This window comes from Chitinophaga skermanii, from assembly GCF_003259335.1.
Classification (GTDB): domain Bacteria; phylum Bacteroidota; class Bacteroidia; order Chitinophagales; family Chitinophagaceae; genus Chitinophaga; species Chitinophaga skermanii.
The window spans coordinates 585,885-610,061 of record NZ_QLLL01000002.1 but is presented as its reverse complement, the minus strand read 5'-3'; the positions used below and the strand labels follow the sequence as shown (position 1 = coordinate 610,061).

At 42.9% G+C, this 24,177-nt stretch carries 15 protein-coding genes; 12 read left to right on the top strand and 3 right to left on the bottom strand.

The features are described 5' to 3' along the window. The first annotated feature begins 95 nt into the window (after positions 1-95). Genes LX64_RS06580 through LX64_RS06570 form a run of 3 tightly spaced genes read left to right on the top strand, consistent with a single transcriptional unit; the run spans position 96 to position 7,452 of the window. Positions 96-2,720, top strand: coding sequence for a zinc-dependent metalloprotease (locus LX64_RS06580; RefSeq protein WP_211324750.1), 2,625 nt, complete (start codon positions 96-98; stop codon positions 2,718-2,720). Positions 2,721-2,749: 29 nt separating this feature from the next. Continuing rightward, positions 2,750-6,106 (top strand): SusC/RagA family TonB-linked outer membrane protein, encoded by a 3,357-nt coding sequence (locus LX64_RS06575; RefSeq protein ID WP_111596810.1) that lies wholly within the window; start codon positions 2,750-2,752, stop codon positions 6,104-6,106. A gap of 11 nt (positions 6,107-6,117) precedes the next feature. Beyond that, positions 6,118-7,452: a RagB/SusD family nutrient uptake outer membrane protein gene (locus LX64_RS06570; protein ID WP_111596809.1), complete on the top strand. Its 1,335-nt coding sequence runs from the start codon at positions 6,118-6,120 to the stop codon at positions 7,450-7,452. Positions 7,453-7,512: 60 nt separating this feature from the next. Here LX64_RS06570 and LX64_RS06565 read toward each other — a convergent pair whose 3' ends face one another. Together LX64_RS06565 and LX64_RS06560 are read right to left on the bottom strand one after the other, a co-directional pair. Beyond that, the gene (locus LX64_RS06565; RefSeq protein ID WP_111596808.1) at positions 7,513-8,100 is read right to left on the bottom strand and encodes a DUF4303 domain-containing protein; all 588 of its coding nucleotides are present in this window, start codon (positions 8,098-8,100) and stop codon (positions 7,513-7,515) included. A gap of 9 nt (positions 8,101-8,109) precedes the next feature. Beyond that, entirely contained in the window at positions 8,110-8,469 is a 360-nt protein-coding gene (locus LX64_RS06560; RefSeq protein ID WP_111596807.1) for a winged helix-turn-helix transcriptional regulator, read from the bottom strand. A gap of 96 nt (positions 8,470-8,565) precedes the next feature. Here LX64_RS06560 and LX64_RS06555 point away from each other — a divergent pair, with 96 nt between their 5' ends. The 5 genes from LX64_RS06555 to LX64_RS06545 all read left to right on the top strand — a co-directional run bounded on the left by LX64_RS06555 (position 8,566) and on the right by LX64_RS06545 (position 11,895). Then, positions 8,566-9,117, top strand: a complete 552-nt coding sequence (locus LX64_RS06555) for an NAD(P)H-dependent oxidoreductase (protein WP_111597058.1) — start codon at positions 8,566-8,568, stop codon at positions 9,115-9,117. Positions 9,118-9,212: 95 nt separating this feature from the next. Then, positions 9,213-9,371: a hypothetical protein gene (locus LX64_RS25980; protein WP_158538553.1), complete on the top strand. Its 159-nt coding sequence runs from the start codon at positions 9,213-9,215 to the stop codon at positions 9,369-9,371. A gap of 37 nt (positions 9,372-9,408) precedes the next feature. Continuing rightward, the gene (locus LX64_RS25975) at positions 9,409-9,558 is read left to right on the top strand and encodes a hypothetical protein (protein ID WP_158538552.1); all 150 of its coding nucleotides are present in this window, start codon (positions 9,409-9,411) and stop codon (positions 9,556-9,558) included. Positions 9,559-9,981: 423 nt separating this feature from the next. Continuing rightward, on the top strand, positions 9,982-10,167 hold the full coding sequence (locus LX64_RS25810; protein ID WP_148707220.1) for a hypothetical protein: 186 nt from the start codon (positions 9,982-9,984) through the stop codon (positions 10,165-10,167). Positions 10,168-11,136: 969 nt separating this feature from the next. Beyond that, the gene (locus tag LX64_RS06545; RefSeq protein WP_111596805.1) at positions 11,137-11,895 is read left to right on the top strand and encodes a DUF2314 domain-containing protein; all 759 of its coding nucleotides are present in this window, start codon (positions 11,137-11,139) and stop codon (positions 11,893-11,895) included. A 131-nt stretch (positions 11,896-12,026) separates the two neighbouring features. Here the strand turns inward: LX64_RS06545 and LX64_RS06540 are convergent, their stop codons facing one another. Continuing rightward, positions 12,027-12,848, bottom strand: a complete 822-nt coding sequence (locus tag LX64_RS06540; protein WP_111596804.1) for an alpha/beta fold hydrolase — start codon at positions 12,846-12,848, stop codon at positions 12,027-12,029. 372 nt (positions 12,849-13,220) lie between these two features. On the opposite strand from LX64_RS06540, the gene LX64_RS06535 reads away from it, so the two are divergent. From LX64_RS06535 to LX64_RS25970, 4 genes are all read left to right on the top strand, one after another. After that, entirely contained in the window at positions 13,221-13,778 is a 558-nt protein-coding gene (locus tag LX64_RS06535) for a hypothetical protein (protein WP_111596803.1), read from the top strand. Between the two features lie 527 nt (positions 13,779-14,305). Next, positions 14,306-14,536: a hypothetical protein gene (locus tag LX64_RS06530; protein WP_111596802.1), complete on the top strand. Its 231-nt coding sequence runs from the start codon at positions 14,306-14,308 to the stop codon at positions 14,534-14,536. 309 nt (positions 14,537-14,845) lie between these two features. After that, entirely contained in the window at positions 14,846-19,252 is a 4,407-nt protein-coding gene (locus LX64_RS06525; RefSeq protein WP_111596801.1) for a beta strand repeat-containing protein, read from the top strand. A 22-nt stretch (positions 19,253-19,274) separates the two neighbouring features. Then, positions 19,275-24,177: beta strand repeat-containing protein (locus LX64_RS25970; protein WP_158538551.1), on the top strand; the 4,903-nt coding region annotated here is incomplete at its 3' end.

Here is a 24,177-nt window from a genome sequence, read left to right as displayed (position 1 = left end):
TGATAAAGTATGCCATCCATTACCGGTCTGCGTGCCGGGAGTTACGCTTTTCTGCGAACGTTTGTCCCAGTTTATTATTACGTCAATTACACACTATGCAAACAAGTTTGAGGAAACTGTTATGGCTACTGCCATGCGTAGCCCTGGCTATGCCTTGCCTTCATGGTTCGGTACAGGCGCAGGCTAAAAAACACCCATGGAGAATTTTTGGTAAAAAACAACCCGTGGTAGCAGTCGATACAACTGCCAAGAAGAAGCCCAACCCGCAAGGTCTTAAGCCCTATAGCGAAGTGATTACCAGTGCTGCCATCACGAAGAAAGGCTTATTCACGGTGCATAAAGTAAAGAACGACTTCTACTTCGAAATCCCGCTAAGCATGCTCGGCAGGGAATTGCTCGTAGTAAATAAACTGTCGAAAGTTCCTGAGAAATTGAATGATGCGGGTGTAAACAAAGGCATGAACTACCAAAACATGGTGATCGCCTTTGAACGCGATACTGTTTTGCAAAAGGTTTTCCTACGCAAACTAAACCCTGTGGTGTCGGTGCCTGCTAACAACGCTATCGCTCAATCTGTTGCCGATAACTTTATGCCTTCGGTGATCGATTACTTCAAAATTGAAACATATAGCAAAGACTCTTCTGCACTCGTTGTAAACGTGTCGAAGATCTTCGATGGCTCCAATAATTCAATTAATAACGTGTTCGATGAACTGGGGATGAGCAGCTCGCCTATCCGCGATTTATCGCGCATTGTAGATATTAAATCATTTACCAACAACATCGTGGCAAAGTCGGAATGGACGGCTAAAATCACGGGTGTTGAAATATCCATAGAAACCACTACCAACCTCGTGTTGCTTAGTGAAAAACCAATGCAGGCTAGGTTCGCCGATCGCCGTGTCGGATTTTTCACTACGCCGCGATGGTACTTTAATGACGACCAGCACAAGCTGGAAGAACGTGAATTGGTAACGCGCTGGCGCTTAGAACCCAAGCCGGAAGATATGCAACGCTACCGTGCAGGAGAACTCGTAGAACCCGCCAAACAAATCGTTTATTACATCGATCCTAGCACGCCTCCAAAATGGCGTAGTTACATAAAAGCAGGTATTGAAGACTGGCAGAAAGCTTTCGAAGCGGCAGGTTTCAAAAATGCTATTGTAGCGAAAGATGTACCTACAAATGACCCGGATTTCGATCCAGATGACGTACGTTATTCAGTGGTTACCTACGCTGCTTCAGCCAAAGCTAACGCTATGGGCCCCTCGGTGGTAGATCCTCGTTCCGGTGAAATTATTGAGGCGGATATTATTTGGTGGCACAATGTAATGGGCGTATTGCACGATTGGATTCGAATTCAAACAGCTGCTATCGATCCACGCGCTCGTGGTAACCAATTCAGCGACTCGTTAATGGGGCATGCTATTCGTTTCGTATCGAGCCACGAAGTAGGGCATACCCTCGGCTTACAACATAACATGGGTAGCTCTTATGCTTTCGATGTAGATTCTTTACGCTCGCCCGCATTTACCAGCCGCATGGGTGGTACAGCGCCTTCTATTATGGATTATGCGCGTTTTAATTACGTAGCACAACCCGGCGACCAGGTAACACAAATAACACCTGCTATTGGCGTATACGATCAATTCGCTATTGATTGGGCTTACCGCTATATGGGTAATGAAGGTCCGCATGCAGAACTACCTACTTTAAATAAACGCTTACGCGAACATGAAAACGATCCTTTATACTATTTCGGCGAACAACAAGATGTGCGCGATGCCAACGATCCCCGCTCTCAAAGCGAAGACTTGGGTAACGATGCTGTAAAAGCCAGCCGCTATGGTTTAATGAACTTAAAACGTATTGTACCACAGATCTTGGAATGGACGAAAGAGGAAGGCGCTAACTACGAAGAAGCCGGTAAAATGTTAAACAGCGCTATTGGTCAATGGAACCAATATGGCTACCATGTACTGGCCAATGTAGGTGGTATTTACATTACTCCCACTGTATATGGCCAGCGCCAAAACAGCTACGAGCACGTGCCCAAAGAGAAACAAGCCGCTGCTGTTAAATATTTACTCGACGAAGTTTTTAATACACCATCATGGTTGTTTAAAAACGATATCTATAAGAAAAGTTACCCCGTTAAGGAAAGTCCTATCGGTAGTATCGAATACGGCAGCTTGGTATATGCCAAAAGCCTTCAATCGTACTTCTTCTACGACTTACTTCGCGACGAGCGTCTTTCACGCATGCTCGAAAACGAAGCTGCCAACGGCAAAGCTGCATACACTGTAACTGATCTCATGGAAGACATGCACAAAGGTATGTTTGCGAAAACCATGCGGAATCAACCTTTGGATATTTATGAAAGAAACAGCCAAAAAGGTTTTGTAGATGCGCTCATCGTTAGTATCGATAAATCAGTAGTACGGGCCGACCAGAAGAAGGTAATGCCGGAAGTTGGTTTTGCTGCCATCGAGCCATTCTGCTTACACGAGCAACCGGCAAAAACTGCGGCAAGTAATGCTTCTAGGAACATGATGTACTTTGCTGTGAACAGGGTTTCTGATGCCGTAAGTGCTAAACGTGGCGAGTTAAACCGCATCCTTCAATTATTGCAAGCAAAGAAGAATATCGCCGACAGGGCTACGGCCGATCATTACAGCGATATCATTTTACGTATCAAACAAGTTTTAGCTATTAATTAATAATTCCTGCCAACAAATCTTAATCGAACATGAAACTATTACGCGTAGCGCTTTTGTGCTTGGTGTGTGTACTAGGTATATCCCCGGTATATGCACAAGACAACCAGCGTACTATTACAGGTAAGATAGTGGATGCTACATCGAAAGAAGCCCTTGTGGGTGTTTCGGTGTATGTAGACAATAAAACCATCGGCACCGCTACCGGCGAAGCCAACGTGATTAACAATATCAGCATTGGGGCTATCACGAACGAAAAGGGTGAATTCACATTGAAAATCCCGAATGAGCCGGCTATCAAACAACTCGCAGTAAGCTACATCGGCTACGAATCTACCGTGATTGTACTTACCAATAGCAATCACTACAACGTGAATTTAAGCGTATCGGGTAAAAACCTCAACGAATTCGTATTTACCGGTTATCAAACCATTCGTAAAAGCAAGTCAACCGGCGCTACTGATAAAATCACGATGGATAAAATCAATATCGCGGGTACTATGAGTGTCGACCAAATGTTGCAAGGCCAGCTAGCAGGGGTGGCTGTTACCAATATTTCGGGTGCACCGGGCCAGGCGCCGAAGATCCGTATCCGCGGTACTTCGTCGTTGCAAGGTACACAAGACCCATTATGGGTGGTAGATGGTTTACCAATTGAAGGCACCAACTTGCCTGATATGAATGGTAAGGATGTGGATCAATTGTTTAACTCGTCTATTGCAGGTTACAGCCCTGCCGATATCGAAAGCATTACCGTGTTGAAAGATGCGGCAGCGACCGCTATTTACGGTGCACGTGCAGCGAATGGTGTGATTGTAGTAACCACTAAATCGGGTAAGAAAGGCGATAAAATCTCTGTGAACTACCGTAACAACTTCACCTTTACAAAACGTCCAAGTTTAAGTCGTTTGGATTTATTGAACAGCGACGAAAAAGTAAACTTGGAGCTTGACTTATATAGTTCAAACTATGATTACCGTTCGGATTACGGTGATATTTCTCGCATTTTGCAGAAGTACAATGTTTCTCCTGGTGATTTAAGCAGTTTGGGTTTCAACGGTATTAATGCAAATGCGCGTAATGAAATCAACGCTTTGCGTGGTATAAATACAGATTGGAATAGTTTGTTATTCCAAAACGCTTTCACCCAAGAACATTCCGTTAGCGTAAGCGGCGGTGGCGATAAATCGGCTTACTACTTCAGTGGTGGTTATTACGACGAGCAAGGCGCTACCCGTGGTACCGGTGCCGACCGTTATAACATTACCTTGAAAACAGATTTCGACTTGTCGAAGAAAGTGAAGTTCTCGGCGAACATGTTTGCAAACCAACGTACACAACAATCTTATTTGAGCAATGCGAGCGGTAATGTGACCCCTACTTTCTATTCCCGCAGGGCTAACCCATACACGCAAGTAACCGATGCCAACGGCGATTATGTATACGACCGCAATATCTTGGGCGACGAAAATATCCTCAACTTCAACATCCTCGAAGAGCAACGAAATACCCGCAACAAAAGCAAAACAACGGCTATTAACACCAACTTCAAATTGGATTACGAAGTAATTAAAGGCTTACACCTTAGTTCACAGCTCGGTATTCAAAGTGAAAACAATGCGAATGAAGCGATTGCACTAGAGAACACCTACTATGTTCGCCAATTAGCGGATGTAGCCATGCGTTTAGACCCTAATACAGGTACGAAATCTACGTACTTGCCTAAAGGTGGTGTAATCAACAATACACAAAGCAGTCTTTTACAGTATACCCTTAAAACGATGGCGGAATACAACTTCGCGATCAATAAAAAGCACGACTTTAACGTGTTGGTGGGTAATGAATTGAGAAGAATTAAAATGGATGGCTTCACGAAAGTAGGCTATGGTTACGATCCACAAACATTAACAACAACGGCGCCGTTGTACCAGAATGATAATGAGATGAAAACCTTGTTCCGCGATAAAAACATTTACCGCGAGAACGCCTTCGCTTCTTTCTTTGGTACGGCTTCTTATACGTATAATAACAAATACACCATTGGCGGTAGCTTACGTTTCGATGGCTCCGATTTATTCGGTGTAGATCCCAAGTACAAATACTTGCCGTTATGGTCGGTGAGCGGTTTGTGGCGTGTGAAAGAAGAAAACTTCTTACGTGATGTTGACTTCTTGAACATGTTGAACCTCCGTGCTTCTTATGGTTTACAAGGTAATATCGATAAATCTACTTCTCCATTCGTGATGGGCTCTTTCGGCAAAGAATCCATTTTGCCGGGCGATAGGGTAGATGTGATCGAAGTAACCACCCCTCCTAACGCTAAATTAAGATGGGAAAAAACCACGAACAGCAATATCGGCATCGATTTCGCGGTGTTCAAAAGCGCGGTGAATGTGACAGTTGATTACTACACCCGTCATGGTAAAGACCTCATTAACCAACGTGTATTACCATTGGAAACAGGTTTCCCCATGATGAGCATGAACTGGGCTGAAATGAAGAACAGTGGTGTGGAAGTAAGTATCAGTACAAGAAACATCAGCCGCAAAGATTTCCGTTGGACCACCGACTTTAACTTCTCTTACAATAAGAACGAAGTGCTCCGTGAAACCTTGCATGCGAACGCAGATATGCCTTCCCGCGAAGGTTACCCAGTGAACGCCATCTTCGGTTACGAATATGCCGGTTTAAGCGATAAGGGTATGATCATGGTGATGCACGAAGGCAAGAAAATCTCAATGTTAGATTTATTGCAATTGCAGGACGATTTTGCCGGTATCCCGGGCTTGGAAGGTCAATATCCTTACAGCAACTTAACAGCGCAGCAACTCCGTGGCTTGTACACTTACATGGGTTCTGGAGATCCATTGTATACAGGCGGTATCACTAATAACTTCCGTTACAAGCAGTTTGACTTAGCAGTTGGGTTAATGTTCAACTTAGGACAGAAGGTACGTATTCAACCGTACTATAACCCAATTGAGTATAACCGCGGTATGAATACGAACAAGGCCATTTTGGATAGATTCTCTGCTGAAAACCCAACAGGAAAATACCCTATGTTAATTGGTAATAACGATGATGTTGATCCCGAGGTGCGTTTGCTCGGTAGATGGTTTAACCAAAAAATTGCCGATTTCAACAACTTGGGTTTATGGGTGAAAGATGGTGGCTATGTACGTGTACGTAACATCACCTTGGGTTATTCTTTAACACCGGAAATGGCAAGAATGCTTCGTTTGAAAGGTTTGCGTATTACAGCCGAAGCACGTAATCCATTCGTGTTTGCAGGTAATTACGACGGTTTCTTGGATCCAGAAACAATGGGTAATCCATATGCACAGCCGATCCCGAAAACATATACTATCGGTCTTAATGTCAACTTCTAATACAAATTGATATGTCAAAGAAATTATTATATACAGCAAGCATCGCTGTGATGTTATTCGGCACTGCTTGTAATAAATATTTAGATATCACCCCGGTTGGGCAAGTAATTCCGCAAACTTTGCCGGAGTTGAAGGCTGAGATCAACAAAGCTTACTCCCTCGGCGATTACGATAAGGGCATTGCTTCATTTAGAAGTGATGAGGTGAAGGTGAATGAAGCCAGTTCATTTAACGTTGACCGTGTACGTAACCACTATACTTGGGACGAAAATGGCAATGCAAACTCTATTACCCATAACTGGCAGTTAAAGTACCAAGGCCTATTCTATGCGAATCATTTGATTGAAGCGGTACCAAAAGCTACTACAGGTAATACGAGCGAGAAAAACCAATTACTCGGTGAAGCTTATTTGTTGCGTGCTTACTACCATTTCAACTTGGTAAACCTATATGGTAAAGCCTATAACCCCGCTACAGCAGCAACCGATAAGGCTGTACCTTTATCTACAGCTATCGATATGGAAAAAGTATCGGGCCGTAATACAGTGAAAGAAGTATATGATCAAGTAGTGCTTGATTTGGAGAAAGGTTTATCCTTAGTGAACGTGGCTTCTTTCGAAACAGCTTCTTCTTACAAGTTCTCTGTGACAGCGGCGAACGCGATGGCGGCACGTGTATACTTGTATTTACAACAGTACGATAAAGCCTTAGCTTACGCGAAGAAAGTGTTGGAAGCGAAAAACACCTTGGTAGATTTCAATAAAACAACTGATTTACCTACCCGCTACAATTCAGTAGAAACGATCATGGCATTTGAAATGATCTACAACTTTGATATGGAGCGCGTATTGTTTGCTTCAGAACAGTTGATGAATAAATATGACGCGGTTGGCGACTTACGTGTGAAAATCTTCTACGCGAAAGACAAAAATGGCAACAACACGGTATTAAAAGTAAAAGCGAATAACAATTTCCGCCAATCCTTCAGGGTGAGTGAAATGTATTTAATCGCAGCAGAAGCGGCAGCACATTTAAATGATGCAACCAGCGCGCGTACTTACTTAAATACCTTGAAAAAGAACCGTTTAACACCGGCTTTCTATGCTACGGAAGAAATACGTATGGCAGGTATGACAGCCACCACGTTGTTAACAGAAATCTATGAAGAAAGAGCCCGTGAATTGTCGTTCGAAGGGCACCGTTGGTTCGATCTTCGTAGAACAACACAGCCTCAAATCGTTCACCAGTTAAAGACAACTACGTATACTTTAACGGCGGGCGATCCAAGATATACAATCCGTATCCCGAAAGATGCGATTGTAAATAACCCCCTATTGAATGATTAGGTAGGAGCGCTAAATTTAACAAAGAAAAAATCCTCTCGTATGAGAGGATTTTTTTATGCCTTATTGTTTGTAAACCTCTATAAATTCATCGGCTAAGCCGGGAGGGTTGGCCGTTGCCGTCCATTGTAATGGCTTATCGTAATATTCCAACTCGTGGATAATTACCGGTATATTTTGACCAAACTTGGTGGCAATTACTTGTTCTGAAAATAACTGTTGTACCAGTTGGATGGTAATATCGATAAAGGCATCGTTGAAGCCATTAGCTTTTTCTACCAGTTGATCGAATAATGCATCATCTTCTTCGGCTGCTGCTTCATCTTCTATTGAATAATAGTATTCGCTAGATTCGAACCAGGTGGACAGTGCGCCATCATTCTCGCCACCAACAGTGGTTAATTGATTTTGTAACCAGAAAGCATAATTCCATTTGGCTTCAGTTTCGCTGGAGGCTTTAGGCGTTTGAGCCTCTACCTGTTGCAAGGTGTTGTAACCTAGTACAAGCATGGGATAACGGGCTTCATCATCTTGAGCGTAGTAATAGAGTGATAATGCGTATATACCTGGCAGGTCGGCTGCCGGTATTTGTTCTATGGCCAATTTTAGGTCGGCATATGCTTGTGAAGCGAAATAAGCTTGTGCTGTCATACTAATATTTTAGAGATGGAGGTTTTTGTGTGCTTGGCCCCAAGTTTCGAGTGCGCGGATGATGGGCTCCAGTTGTTGACCGATGCCTGTTAATTCGTACTCAACCCTGGGAGGTACTTCGGCATATACTGTTCGTTTTAGAATGCCATTGTCTTCCAACCTGCGTAATTGCAGGGTAAGCATTCTTTCGGTAATGGTAGGCAGGATTTTGCGCAATTCACCAAAGCGCATTTTCCCGTTAATTAATGCGCAACAAATGGCCAGCGACCATTGCCCACCGATGATGTTCGCCGCGTATACTTCATTACATTCTTCGTTGAGTAATTGTTTATTGGCGTAATTCGTTGAGGAAACCTTGATTTTACTCATTACTTACCTTTTTTATAGTACCGTACATTCGGTTGCTAATGTACGAAAAGTAGGGAAGTGGAGATAGTTTTGCATTGGAAGAAAAAACGAATGAACATGAAAACATTGATTATTGTGGTACATCCCAACTTGCATACATCTGCTGTTAATAAACGCTGGATCGAAGTATTACAACAACATCCGTCAAAATACGACGTACATATGCTACACGATAAATACCCCTCGGAAATGATAGACGTGGCCTTTGAACAACAACTTGTAGAAGCCTATGATACCATTGTGTTCCAATTCCCTTTTTATTGGTTTAATAGCCCGCCATTATTGAAAAAATGGCTCGACGAGGTATTGACCTACGGTTGGGCTTATGGGAGTAAAAGTGGGTACAAATTAGCGGGGAAGAAAATTGCTTTGGCAATTTCTGCCGGGATTGATGAGCATGAGTACAGTACAACTGGTAAATACAAGTATTCTATGGAAACGCTTACAACGCCTTTTGAACTCACCTTTGATTACGTACGTGCCCAATATAAAGGCATTTTCGTGCATTACGGGGTAGAATTAAACCCTTCGGCAGAGTGGGTGGAAGAGAGTGTAGCGCCTTACCTGCAATTTTTAGACGGCTTGCAGGAAGGCCACCATTCATCATAATAACAATTTACTGCGGGTATATCGCATATGCTGCTATTAATTTTAGTGTCATGCAGAGTCATTTACGTATTTCCTCACTATTAAATATATCGCATATGCAGACACTTGGAAAAACGCTGAACAGAATCATGATGCAACAAATTAATGGCGGTAAGTCCACCGAAGGTAATTGCCCGCATATTATCAACGATTGCGGCGAATGTCCTTGGATGTATTGTCTTTGCGACGAATTCGCACTAAAATGTATTGGTTAATCTTACTCATTATTCTTCACTCTAAAACACAATTCCTATGCTAGGTAAACAACTTTCCCGTACTGAATTACGCAACATCGCTGGTGGTAAAGCCAAAGCAGAGCCTTGCGCTTACATTTTATTCGATTGTAGCGAATGCCCTTGGTGGTGCAAATGTGATACCGCTACGCTTGACTGTTGGGCTTAATTCTTCATCCTAAAATCTTGAACACATGTTAGGTAAACAACTTTCCCGTTTTGCAATGCGTAATATTGCGGGTGGCAATGCTGCCGCAAGACCTTGCCCATTTATTATCGATTCTTGTAACGATTGCCCAATGTGGTGCCTTTGTGATGATTTAGCCCTTCTTTGTATTGGCTAGTATCCATCTTCCTAAACAATATCTTCATCTAAAAATGATCCTTTATGTTAGGAAAAACATTATCACGTGTACAATTACGCCATGTTTCCGGTGGATACGCTTACAGCGCTGCTAAATGCAATATGTATGTGCGCGAGTGTAATGATGTTATTTGTCCTCCTGCGGAATGTTTTTGTGGGTTGATGGCAGATACGCACCAATGGTATTGTATTAAAGTACTATAGTATTCATCTCATCAATTAAACATTATGCTAGGCAAAATACTATCACGTATCCAAATGCGCAGCGTTTCCGGCGGCCAATCGTACCGTGGCATTCAATGCGATTACTACGTGGCTCGCTGTAATAATTTAAGTTGCCCGCCATTTGATTGCTTTTGTGGTAAAATGGCAGATACCGGGCAATTGTATTGCAAAACAGTAGATCCACTGTAATCTATTTCACCTATCAATTGTACAGTATGCTTGGAAGAACATTGTCAAGAGTCCAGCTACGCCAATTGCGTGGTGGACAATCATTCAACCTAAAATGCGATTATTTCGTAGAAAGCTGTGATCCAGCTAGCTGCCCACGTTTAATATGTATATGCGGATTGTTAGAAGGTTCGCATGGTTTGTATTGTAAAACTGTGGAGCCTATTTAATCATTTTAGATGGTTTGAAGGAAAGTCGCTCTTTATGAGCGACTTTTTTTATAGAAGAATTGATGGTGTAAGAAATGTTATGCGTGCTACGCATATTGGCTTTGTACTAGCCATGTTACCATTCATTGGAATGAACACAAGGTATCCCCCAATTTTACCTTGTTAAAAGTCGGAACATGGATCGTTTCGCTTTTTTAATTCCCATAAATCAAAGAACGTACAACGTTGCATGCTTGTAATTACATCCTCAATTTACACCCCTTCCTTGCAACAAAAAAGCATCGTGCCGGTATATGCCGCTTTTAACCGGTTTATGCCGGAAATGACCGGTTTATGCCGGTTTATGCCGCTTTCTGCCGGAAAATGCCGGTTTGTGCCGGAAAATGCCGCTTTTTGCCATCACTGCGATGGGAACTACAATTAAAAAATCGAGTAAAATCAAGGGTTTCGGCTGATTGATGTCGACAAAAGGCTTACTGAACCCCTGGAAATACTGGGAAAACACCCCAAAATGTCGGAGAAGTGTCGGCAAAAGGCTTACTAAACCTTTACAAATACTGGGCGACTCTCGGTGGAGAGTCGGTGGAGAGTCGGAGAGTACCCGGTAGGAACTGGGTGGAATCCCGGTGAAGTGTGGGCATAACCTTGGCAAAATACTAGTAAACGTTTGGGAACGTGTAGGTAAGGAAGAAGTTGTACTTTGTACGCACCATCCTGGGCACAACTTTTGTTGCATTAGGGGCAACGAAACTATGAACTTATGAGCGAGCAACCTATTTTCTTCGCCAGCGGAACCGACCCCAATATGCTGGCTGCTTTTACGAAAGCACAATCAACTTTCAAATACTTCTGGCGTGAATGTTCCTGGGAATACCGTCGTATTGTACCGGCATTGGATTTGGCTTGTGTGAAAATAGCTTTCTCACAGTCATTGCCGGGTCGTGACGAACCCGTGGTGGAATATATATGGATGAATGAAATTGATTTTAATGGCGACGAAATTAGCGGTGTTATCGTTAATCAACCCAATGAATTAACGAACATACAAAATGGAGATTATGTAACAGTGCCATTAGATCGCTTGTGCGATTGGTTGTTTACAACAGAAGGGAAGAGCTACGGCGGTTATACCATCCAATACATGCGCTCCCTCATGGAAGCAGCCGATCGATCAGAACATGATGATGCATGGGGGATTGATTTTGGTGACCACCATGAAATTTTTGTAGCCCGTGGCCAAAAAGATGATCCCAATGTGTTAATCGAACATCCCATGAGCATCAATATGCGGGAAAAGTTCGTTGAATTCATCCAACAATATCCCAACGAGCTAACCAGTACCGACGATTTTGGCGCTAACCTCTTACACCGTGAAACCATCGCCGGGAATAAAACTTCTGTAGAAGCCATGGTAACAGCAGGAGCCGATTTGCAAGCCACTACTCGTTCCGGAAAAACCGCGCTCGATTATGCAAAACAACTGAATTGGGAACATATCATTCCGTTGCTTGAAAAGTAATCACCTGCTTCAGCAATTCCAAGTATGCCATATGTATTACCGAAGTAATTGAGAAATAATGCAATCAACCAAAAGGGCGCTATTACACGAGTAATGGCGCCCTTTTGTATAAACAAACAATCAATCATGCATTATGAACGAATGAATTCTAAGATGTCTTTATTGATAGTCGCGGCTTCGGTAGTAGGCATACCATGTGGGAAGCCTGGATAAGAGATGAGTTTACCATTTTTTACCAACTTCACAGCTTGTTTGCCGGAAATTTCGAATGGTACAATTTGATCATCTTCACCGTGTAAAACGAGTACAGGAATGTCTACGCTTTTCAAATCTTCTGTGAAATCTGTTTCAGAGAAAACACCAATACAATCGTAGTGTGCTTTAATGGCGCCCATCATGCCTTGTCTCCACCAATTATCGCGTACACCTTGAGAAGCTTTTGCACCTGGGCGGTTATAACCATAAAATGCTTCTGGGAAATCTTTGAAGTATTGTGCGCGGTTGGTAGCTGTATTCAAACGAATTTCATCAAATACTGATTTCGGTACGCCGTTCGGGTTCGAATCTTTTTGAACCATAATGGGTGTAACGGCACTCACCAATACGGCTTTGGCAACACGACCTTTACCGAATTTTGCTACGTAACGGATAACTTCACCGCCACCTGTAGAGTGACCAATATGGATCGCGTCTTTCAAATCCAACGCTTTCACTAATTCAAATAAGTCTGCCGCGTATGTGTCCATATCATGGCCAGTAGCTACTTGCGTAGATCTACCGTGGCCGCGACGATCGTGCGCAATTACTCTATAGCCTTGGTCTAAAAAGAACATCATTTGCGCGTCCCAATCATCGCCAGACAAAGGCCAGCCATGATGGAAAACGATGGGTTGACCAGTACCCCAATCTTTGTAATAAATTTCTGTGCCGTCTTGAACTTTAATTGTACCCATTGGATTAAAATTTTGAATGAATAAGTGTAAAAGAATTCTCCAGCACCAAGTAAAGGTGTATTGCTGAATGTACAATGACCTAGTACGTACAAGTACAACGCAAGGCTTTATAAGGACATGTCTTTTAAGTCGCTTTTAAGCTTGTGTACAATTCTTGGCTAGCTTGGACTATTGTAACAACGAGAAAGAAGAAGTGGTTCGAAGAAATAGAGAATTCATATGCGCTTTACATAGCAATAAGAGAAAGGTTTTATATATGAAGAAATATATTGTATGTTTCTGTATAGCCAATATTTGGTAAAAGGCGTGAAGTAACAATGTTTGAAATCGTCTCATTCACCATCAATAATTAAACAAAGGAGGGCAGTAGACATGTATAGTATAACAGCCACTGATGAGTTATGGGTGTTTAAGGATACAGCAACTAAACATTATACAAGTATTATTACCTATGTAATAATACTGTTGATTGTATTAATAGCTTTCAGTATACTATTATCAAGTAAAGGAAAATGGCAATTCGATCTTTATTCAAAAGCGGGAATCGGGATATTGTTTTTTTTAGTGATGCTTAATATGGGGCTGAGAAAGGGTACACAAGATGTGGTGATTGAAAAACGAGGTGGTCATTTGTTTATTGTGAATGGACGACCGCAACGATTTGTACATAAACGAGATTGTATTCGTATTGTAATGCAAACAAATTCCATTAAAGATGGTTTTGTGTACCAGTTGATAATAGATAATGTAATAATGACCATTCAAAGTGATGTATTATGGAACGAGCTAGATGAAACAGTAGGCACCTTGATCCGTTTTTTTGAATTACACTTTATCGAGTTTTCAATAGGAGATAGTTTACAGTCTACGATAGAAGTTAAAAATTATTTAGCCATCATACAAAAGAAGAGCGCGGGATATTCCGAATAGTTTATGCAAACTTCAGATGAACCAAATGTGTGAAACCTTGCAAACCATATTGTCGCAAGATGAAGTGCATTCGAACACTTTAGTAGTAAGTTCACATTGATGAATGTACCTGCGAAAACAGTGTTGTTGGAGAAGGTGATGTGCCGAAGAAACTGTTTGTAGTTAGTAAAGGATGCGTAAGGGCATGTGATAATAACCAGGGAAGGAAGTAGCGTTCCAGTTTTTAATATAATTCCATTGCGGTAGCATTACCCCATGGGGTAGCAGGTTCTGCCATGGGATTTCGATTTCTTGGTAAAAGAGAAAAAAGAGACGTAGGATTAGTGAATGGCGCTACGGGCATAACAGGAAGGATAGCCGTACAAATAGCCAAACATTATGGCACCAATAAAATAATCACTACAGGTAGAAACACACAATCGGGGGCGCCGATGTGCTTATTCCACTAAGCTATCTAAAGAGGACTTCATTGCCGCTGTAAAAGAATTTCATGCAGCAACACCTGTTCATATTATCATCGATTACTTATGGGGCGCTCAGCATTATTGTTGTTGACCACTATTAAGAGAGATGATAATTTTTCTTCTTCCACATTTTATGTTTCCATTGGTGCTGTAGTTTCCATAGATGCTGTAACGGGCGAAACCATTTTCCGTTCTAGCCAAGTATTACGTAGCATAGGTGTACAGTTGGCGGAAAATGAGCAGGTTAGGGAAGGAGAAATTGATAGTGGTAAAAGAATTGTAGTTAGGATGTAATCAACATAAAAAAGACGCTCATGTTAAGAGCGTCTTTTTTATGATAGCAATATAGTTTCTTCACAAACTGTTTACAAAACCCCTATGAAAGTATAATTCAATTAAACAGCCCTGTCATCTTTCCTATCTAGTAATAATTTTTTGTTAACACTCCTTACTGTTTAAATAATTGTAAAACAATAAATTAAATAGTTTTATAAAAAAATATTCTGTAAAACTCATAAATAAAGTATTATAGATATAGGATTAATTATACATTTGTAACAGATTCATATTAAGTTTTTCATAGTATCCCTATCCCCACTAGTAATGACAGTAAGATTTCGCTTACTAATATTAGTATTTGTGCTAATATTAGGAGCACTGAATGCAAATGGACAAAACTGTACCATCAACGCAGGTGTAGCTACCTCCGTATGTCCCAACCAGCCGTTTACTTTGGCTGGCACTTCGAGCGGCCTTGTGGCCGAGGCTCCTGTATGGTCGCAAGTAGGTGGCCCAACAGTTACAATTACGAGCCCTACCAGTTTAAACACCGCCGTTACAGGCTATTCGCCAGGTAACACTTACCGGTTTAGATTGTCTTCGAAATGTGTGGACGGTTCCTTAATTTTTGATGAAGTTGTATATACGACGCACCGGTTAACAACGGCCAATGCCGGCCCGGATATGATCGTATGTCCTTCTGCTGCAACCGTTTTTGGGAATGCAGTAGCAGCCGGTGAAACCGGTACTTGGACAACGGTTAGCGGCAACAGTGTATCCTTCACATCTGGTAACAGGAACAAAAACGAATTACCTATCACGGTTAGTACCACGAATGCCGGCAACACCACTTTGCGTTGGACCATCACCAGTTCAAGCAATTCTTGTGTTTCTACCGACGACGTTGTAATTAGCAATGGCGCAGGTGTATCGCCTGTTACAGCCGGTCCTAACCAATCACTTTCCAATTGTTACACTTCTACGCAATCTGCTACTTTAGCAGGTTCGTATGCAGGTACAGGTGTGAATGGGCAGATTGGTACATGGACGATGGTAAGTGGTCCAAACAAAGCAACAATCGCCAATAAGAACCAAAACAACACGGGCATCTCTAACCTAATCGAAGGAACATACGTGTTCCGTTGGACGGTTACAGGTAATTGTGTGAATGGATCTGCAGAAGTTACTATCACAGTACCGGCAGGTACACAATCGGTAACCAACGTAGGTGCCAGTACTTTAACTTATTGCGATGGTAGAACGTCGACTGTATTAACAGGTGTATCACCTTCTTATACAAACGAAGTGGTTACATGGACTAGAACTTCGGGTGTAGGTACAATCTCTTCTCCTAATTCACCTAGTACAGAAGTAACAGGTTTGAATGGGTCTACAAGTGTATTTACTTATAGAATTCAAAACTCCGTAACAGGTTGTGCTTCTTCTAACACTGTTACCATTAACTATACTACGCCTCCTACCGTTACAGCAAGCTCTCCAATTATTGCGGCTTGTGATGTAACGAATGTGAGTGTGCCATTTACATTTACAGGAGGTAACCAACGCCAATGGTCGTTAATTAGCGGTCCTGCCGGTTCTACTTTGGGTGGTTCAACAGGAACAACGGCTTATACAAATGCTACCAGTCCTATTGCTGTGAACGGTTTAACGGTGCCTGGTACATATGTAGTACGTATTCGCAATACAACTAATAATGGTAACGGCGGTTGTTCCGATGCTTTTGCCGATGTGTATATTGAAGTATCAAAAACACCCACAGCATCTAACGCAGGTACACGCCAAGTATTAGCATGTAATGTATATGAAACCCATTTAGCCGGTAACGTACCGGTAAATGGTAAAGGTACATGGTCGCAAGTAGCTGGTCCGAATACAGCGGTGATGGCCGATAAAGCAGATCCTACCACTTTAATTTCCGGTTTAACCAATGGTGTATATACTTTCCGTTGGATTATTTCTGGTAACGTGGGTTGTCCTAACCAGCAATCAGATGTACAAGTAGTAGTAGCGAATACAACGCCTACTGCTGCTGCAGCAGGTGAGAATGTAACGATCTGTAACGGTACGCCTTATATCTTAACAGGAAATACACCTGTGCTGAATGAAACCGGTACATGGAGTGTTTCACCCACAGGCCCCACTTTCTCTAGTGTAAATGATCCGCGTGCTGTGGTAAACGGTATGACGGCTAATAGGGAATACACTTTTACATGGAATATTCGCAACGCTTGTGCGCAAAACAATGCTACCGTAAAAGTAACTACTTCCAACACTGCTGGTCCTAAACAAGCAGTAGCGGGCCCCGACCAGTGTTTGGCTAGAAACAGTGTAACCTTCACTTTAGCAGGTAACCAACCTACGAATGGTGAAGCAGGTACATGGACGAAAGTAAGTGGCCCTACAGGAACAATTACAAATCCTTCATTATATAATACAACAGTAACGGCTGTGCAACCAGGTACATATGTATTTGAGTGGGTATTGTCGAGAAACCTTTGTATCCCAACACGCGATACTGTATTAGTAACCGTGTCGGATGCTACTTCTAAATCTGTGGCCGGTACAAATCAAACATTGTGCGGTCAAACCGTGATTAACTTATCAGGGAATGTGCCTACAGTGGGTGTAGGTACTTGGTCGCAAGTGGAAGGTCCGGGTGGTATTATCATTACAAACCCTTCTTCTAATACAACCACTGTTACCAATGTAACAGATGGTAGATATGCTTTCCGTTGGACTATTACGAATGGTGCATGCCCAACTGAAACAAGTGATGTGAAAATTGAATTTGCAACACCACCTACACAAGCAAATGCAGGTACTAATTTTGAAGTGTGTGATGTAACAACAAGTAATTTGAATGCGAATACCATTACAAATGGTACAGGTACGTGGAGCGTGGTAAGCGGTCCTTCCACACCAACTATTACAGGTATCAATAACCCACAAGCAGCGATCGGTGCTTTAAAATATGGTACGTATGTGTTCAGATGGACAGCCGTAGGTTCTCCAAACTGTCCGCCTAGTACTTCTACTGTTACCGTTACAGTGAACCAATCGGCAGACATCCCGGCTGGTAACCAAAACTTGTGTAATGTGAACACCACCACCTTAACCGGTAATGAAAGCAGTACGGGTACATGGACACAAACTTCTGGTCCTTCCTCCACTATTACAAGAACAGCCAATAATGCTGCTGTAGTAACCGGTATGACACCTGGTACTTATGTATTCCGTTATACGATTCCTGCAACAGCGAACTGCGCCACTTCTTATAAAGAAATTACCGTGGTGAATAGTGCACCGGCTTCTGTAGCTGATGCTGGGCCTGATCAAGCTTTGTGTTTGGCAACTGCTGCTACCACGCGTAGTGCAACGATGGCGGCTATTACCCCAACTGTAGGTACCGGTACATGGACAACAGATGTTCGCCCTTCGGGTTCTACTGCTCCCACATTTACAGCTTCAACCAGTCCTACCACGAACATCAATGGTTTGGTAGTAGGTACTTATATTTTCAAATGGACGGTACGCAATGGTAACTGTTCGGTTACGGGCGACGTAGTACGCGTAGTGGTTACCAAAGAACCATCTAACGCGGATGCAGGTGTTGACCAAGTAAACGGCTGTACACAAAAGATCTTCATGGCAGGTGTTGAACCGGCCGTAGGTATTGGTACATGGTCGCTTGTATCGGGGCCTAATACGCCAACATTTGATATGCCGAATTCAGCTACCACCCAGGTATTAAATACGGTTCCGGGTACGTATGTATTCCGTTGGACGGTGTCGAATGGTGCAGGTTGCGCAGTGAAAACAGATGATGTGCAAGTGGTGGTAACATCATTGCCGGCTACTACAGCCAATGGTAATGTAGCAGGTTCTAATTTGAACCTTTGTAACACGGGTAGTGGTGCTGCTTTGAATTTAATCGGTAGTAACCCGAATGCCACTGAAACAGGTGAGTGGGCATGGGTTGATAATCCAAGTAATGCAATAATTACCTCTCCTACAACTCCATTTACAAGTATGTTGGGATTGAATGAAGGTGTGCATAGGGTAAGGTGGACGATTACGAATGGAAGTTGTACCAGCAGCGATACATTAACCGTACGTGTATGGGATCAACCAACCACAGCCACAACAGCAGGTACTGTACAAGCATGTTTATATGCACCTGTTGTGTTGAATGGTAACAATCCAACAAAAGGCACGGGTACATGGAGTTTTGTATCGGGTCCATCTACAACAACAACTTTCAGTAACCCTAATCAGCATAATGCCAATTTAAATGGCGCGCAGGCGGGTACTTATCAATATATGTGGACGATCAGCAATGGTGTTTGTCCTGCTTCAACAGCCTACACAACAGTAGAAGTAGAAGATTGTAGAATTGCAGTAGCGAAAAGCGCAAGTACACCTATCCAAAATGCGGATGGTAGTTACAATGTGACTTTCACTTTCAACGTAAGTAACCCGGGCAGTAAGATTGAGGTGAATGATGTACAGGTGACAGATGATTTGACCGGTGTATTTAAAGATGCGAAGAGTTTCGCTGTTCAGAGTGTTACTGCAACCGGTCCTTTAAGCACCTCGGTAAATGCAGCATTCGACGGAAGAACGAATGTTAATTTATTGAGTAGTGGTGCTACTTTGGCGGCATCTGCATCTGCTACGATCACAGTTATTGTTAAAGTAAATCTAAACTAGCGAACCCCTTATACCTGGCATTATGAAAATCGCTATCCCTAGCAAAATATTACTGCTATGCCTGCTTGTATTTGGCACAGCAAGCGCCCTTCGCGCGCAAACGAAATACGGCCCGTATAAGAATACTACGGGTGCAAAAGGAACAGCCACGGTGAACAACACCGCGGTATCCGACATCTCGAACGTAACGGTAAACTTCCCGGCTATTGGCTTAGCGAAAGCGGCCACTATTAGTGGGTTGAAATCGAATGGTACCTACGATGTAACGTATACATTCCGTGTGAAGAATTACGGTAGTGCAGCGTTAACGGGTATCCAAGTGCGAGATACATTAACGAATACTTTCCCATCACCGCTTACCTATAGTATTACGAGTATAACAGCAACGAATGGTCTAGCCGCTACTACTGTTGCGAACTTCGACGGTACAGCAGCTAAGCCGGGATTGTTAAATGCAGCTTCCAGTACTTTAGCCGCTGGCGCAACCGCTACAATTACGGTAGTGGTGAATGTAAATGCCGGGCTGAACTTCGGTACACGCAATAATACAGCTACCGCTTTTGGTAATACCGATAACGGTACAGTAATAGACGTTTCAACCAATGGAACAGACCCCGACGCCGATGGCGACGGGTTTGCTTTTGATGATGCTACGCCAACCCCGGTAACTATTAACCGCCCGGATATTGCCATCACCAAAACAGTGAATAATGCTACACCAGACGTAGGTACAAATGTTACCTTCACTATTACCGCTAAAAATGAAGGTGGTGATGTAAATGCTTTCTGGGTACAGGAAGTGTTACCAAGTGGTTACGAGTATGTAACTAACAACCCTTCTTCCGGCACATCTTACTCGATGGGTGAATGGTACATCCCTAACTTAGCAGCAGGTGCTAGTAAAACCTTAACAATAAGTGCGAAAGTACTGGCATCGGGCAATTATGAGAACACGGCTTACTTGAAAAATGCTAGTACCATTGGTGATAACAATGCAACGAACGATACTGGCCGTATTTCGGTAGTACCTGTTCCCGTAGCAGATGTATCAGTGTCTAAAACAACAACAAATGCAACACCGGATGTAGGTGATAATGCTACCTTTACCATAACTGCTAAGAATTATGGTTTAAGCACCGCGGAGAATGTAAGCGTAACGGAATCGATACCGGCAGGCTTAACATTCGTGAGTGCAACTGTATCGAAAGGTACGTATACCGGTACTACATGGAGCATTGGCTCATTGGCGAAAGATGAAGAAGTAACCATGACCTTTGTGGCAAAAGTATTAGGCAATAGTACATACATGAATAGGGTAGATATTACTACCTCAACAAAAGAATCATCTACCACCAATAACGCGGCATCTTCTACCTTAACACCGGTGCCGGTGGCAGACCTTGCAGTAACGAAAACCATCGATAACCTTACACCGGAAGTAAATTCGGATGTGAACTTCGTGGTAACAGTAACGAATAATGGTTTGAGTAATGCAACAGGTGTTATCGTGAAAGATACCTTGATGAGTGGGTATGATGTAGTGGGAACGATCCCATCGAAAGGTACTTATACGCGTTCAACGGGTACTTGGAATATTGGTAACTTGTCTGTGGGTGAATCGGTAACATTAACCATTCCTGCCACCGTGAAACCAAGCGGTATATATACTAATACGGCTTACGTTTCTGGTAACGAGAAAGACAACGATGTAACCAATAATAAAGCCTCAGCAGCACCAACTGCTGTTATTCCTGTTGCCGATGTGAAGATTTCCAAAACGGTGGATAGTACAACTATCGACGCCGGTAACGAATTGGTGTTTACATTAACCGCTACGAATGATGGCTTAAGTACAGCACATAACGTTGTTGTAACCGATACGCTTCCTGCTGGTTACACCTTTGTAAGTAGTACGCCTACAAATGCATACAATGCTACAACGGGCATTTGGGCGATTGATAGTTTGGAAAGTGGTGCTAGTGCCGAGTTGAAGATCCGTGCAACAGTAAAACCTGCGGGCGAATACCTCAATAAAGCAATGATCTCGGCAACTGAGAAAGATCCAGTACTGCATAATAATAGAGACAGTGTAAGTGTAACCGTTGTGCCAGTGGTAGATGTAGCCGTACAGAAGTCGGTTAATAATACAACTCCCGACGTAGGTGCAACAGTACGATTTACAATAGCAGCTACAAATAACGGGCCTAGTACTGCCACGGTCGTATCTGTGGAAGATGCATTGCCTAGTGGTTATACATTTGTAAGCGCCACAGCATCCAAAGGTGCATATACTGCAGGTGTATGGAGCATCGGTACATTAACAAATGGTGAAACGGCTACATTAACAGTAGATGCCACCGTAAACCCAACAGGCGATTATAAAAACGCAGCACAAATATTTGTCACCGAGAAACAAACCAACTTGGTGAACGATACGGCTAGCGTTACGCCTGTGCCTGTTCCTGTAACCGACTTAGCTATTACTAAAACAATTATCAATGCAACTCCAGATGCGGGTGCTACGATCACCTTCACATTAACGGCTACGAACAATGGTCCAAGTGATGCAACAGGAGTGAAAGTGGTAGATACCTTGTTAAGCGGTTATACTTTCCTGGGTAATACGGCAACCACGGGTGCCAGCAGTTACAATGCTACCACGGGTATATGGACGATCAATAGTTTACCGAGTGGTACATCAGAAACATTAACAATAGTTGCTACAGTGAATCCAACGGGCGACTATAACAATAGTGCCATCATTTCCGGTAACGAAAAAGAAAGCGATACCACTAATAATAAAGCAGTTATTACTACACCTGTTGTACGTCCTATTGCAGACTTGGAAATTGTGAAAACGGTAGACAGTACAACAGCAGATGCAGGTAGCGAAGTAAACTTCACCTTAACTGCCATCAACCATGGTGTTAGTACAGCTACGAACGTGGTGGTAAATGATGTATTGCCAACCGGCTTTACATTCGTAAGCAGCACATCTAATAACTACGACGTTTCAACAGGTGTATGGACGATTGGTACATTGGCGAAAGATGCTACCGCATCGATTACCGTCAAAGCGCTTGTAAATGCAAGTGGTACTTATGTAAATACAGCTACGATCACCGCAACAGAACACGACCCAGTTACTACGAACAATACAAGTTCAGTAACAGTAACCCGCGTTCCATTAGTAGATGTGGCAGTGGTGAAAACGGTGAATAACAGCACGCCGGATGTTGGCAAGAACGTAACCTTTACTATTAAGGCTACTAATGCAGGTCCAAGTACAGCAACGAACACAGTAGTGAACGATGCCTTACCAACAGGTTATTCCTTAGTAAGCGCAACGCCAACAGCAGGTACATACACTGCCGGAGTATGGACGATCGGTACTTTAGCGAAAGATGCAGAAGAAACATTAACGATTGTAGCTACTGTAAATGCAACAGGTTCTTACACTAACACAGCTACAATTAGTGCAACAGAGAAAGAAATCGTAACAAGCAATAATACTTCAAGTGTAACCCCTGTACCAGTACCAGTAGCAGAATTGTCGATCGTGAAAACAATAGACAACGCTACACCGGATGCGGGTTCAGAGGTAGTGTTCACTGTGAACGTAACGAACGCTGGTCCAAGCACGGCAACGGGAGTGAAAGTAACAGAGCAATTGAAATCTGGTTACACGTATAAATCAAGTACTGTAACAGCAGGTACTTACGATGCTGCTACAGGTATTTGGAACATTGGAACACAGAACATCAACATTACAAATACATTAACGATCACGGCCGTTGTAAACCCAACAGGCGATTACAGCAATAGTGCTGTTGTGGAAGGTAACGAAAAAGATACAGATGGTAGTGACGATGAGTCGACCATTACAACACCAACTGTTCGCCCAATAGCAGATGTAGCAGTAGTGAAAACGGTAGATCATGCAACCGCCGACGCCGGTAGTGAAGTGAACTTCACCCTCACGGCTTCTAATAATGGCGTAAGTACAGCTACGAACGTGGTAGTAAACGATGCATTGCCAAGCGGCTTCACATTCGTAAGCAGCAATTCTAGTAACTACGACGCTTCTACAGGTGTATGGACAATCGGTACATTGGCGAATGATGCTACCGCATCGATTACCATCAAAGCCATTGTAAATGCAAGTGGTACTTATGTAAATACAGCTACGATCAGCGCAACAGAACACGACCCAGTTACTACGAACAACACAAGTTCAGTAACAGTAACCCGCGTTCCATTAGTAGATGTGGCAGTGGTGAAAACGGTGAATAACAGTACACCGGATGTAGGCAAGAACGTAACCTTCACTATTAAGGCTACCAATGCCGGTCCAAGTGATGCAACAAACACGGCAGTGAATGATGCCTTACCAACAGGTTATACTTTAGTAAGCGCTACACCAACCGTAGGTACTTACACTGCTGGAGTATGGACGATCGGTACTTTAGCGAAAGATGCAGAAGAAACATTAACGGTTGTAGCTACTGTAAATGCAACGGGTATTTACACGAACACGGCTACGATCAGTGCAACCGAAAAAGAAATCGTAACAAACAATAATACTTCAAGCGTAACCCCTGTACCAGTACCAGTAGCAGAATTGTCGATCGTGAAAACAATAGACAACGCTACACCGGATGCAGGTTCAGAAGTAATGTTCACTGTGAACGTAACGAACGCTGGTCCAAGTACTGCAACGGGTGTTACGGTAACTGAGCAATTGAAATCTGGCTACACGTATAAATCAAGTACTGTAACAGCTGGTACTTACGATGCCGCAACAGGTATTTGGAATATTGGAACACAAAGCATCAACGTTACAAATACATTAACGATCACGGCGATTGTAAACCCAACAGGCGATTACAACAACAGTGCATCGGTAAGTGGAAACGAGAAAGATA

Bases quoted from the DNA above. Each gene is read 5' to 3' on its own strand.
- LX64_RS06580 (WP_211324750.1), top strand. From the start codon at position 96: ATGCAAACAAGTTTGAGGAAACTGTTATGGCTACTGCCATGCGTAGCC.
- LX64_RS06575 (WP_111596810.1), top strand. From the start codon at position 2,750: ATGAAACTATTACGCGTAGCGCTTTTGTGCTTGGTGTGTGTACTAGGT.
- LX64_RS06570 (WP_111596809.1), top strand. From the start codon at position 6,118: ATGTCAAAGAAATTATTATATACAGCAAGCATCGCTGTGATGTTATTC.
- LX64_RS06565 (WP_111596808.1), bottom strand. From the start codon at position 8,100: ATGACAGCACAAGCTTATTTCGCTTCACAAGCATATGCCGACCTAAAA.
- LX64_RS06560 (WP_111596807.1), bottom strand. From the start codon at position 8,469: ATGAGTAAAATCAAGGTTTCCTCAACGAATTACGCCAATAAACAATTA.
- LX64_RS06555 (WP_111597058.1), top strand. From the start codon at position 8,566: ATGAAAACATTGATTATTGTGGTACATCCCAACTTGCATACATCTGCT.
- LX64_RS25980 (WP_158538553.1), top strand. From the start codon at position 9,213: ATGCAGACACTTGGAAAAACGCTGAACAGAATCATGATGCAACAAATT.
- LX64_RS25975 (WP_158538552.1), top strand. From the start codon at position 9,409: ATGCTAGGTAAACAACTTTCCCGTACTGAATTACGCAACATCGCTGGT.
- LX64_RS25810 (WP_148707220.1), top strand. From the start codon at position 9,982: ATGCTAGGCAAAATACTATCACGTATCCAAATGCGCAGCGTTTCCGGC.
- LX64_RS06545 (WP_111596805.1), top strand. From the start codon at position 11,137: ATGAGCGAGCAACCTATTTTCTTCGCCAGCGGAACCGACCCCAATATG.
- LX64_RS06540 (WP_111596804.1), bottom strand. From the start codon at position 12,848: ATGGGTACAATTAAAGTTCAAGACGGCACAGAAATTTATTACAAAGAT.
- LX64_RS06535 (WP_111596803.1), top strand. From the start codon at position 13,221: ATGTATAGTATAACAGCCACTGATGAGTTATGGGTGTTTAAGGATACA.
- LX64_RS06530 (WP_111596802.1), top strand. From the start codon at position 14,306: ATGGGGCGCTCAGCATTATTGTTGTTGACCACTATTAAGAGAGATGAT.
- LX64_RS06525 (WP_111596801.1), top strand. From the start codon at position 14,846: ATGACAGTAAGATTTCGCTTACTAATATTAGTATTTGTGCTAATATTA.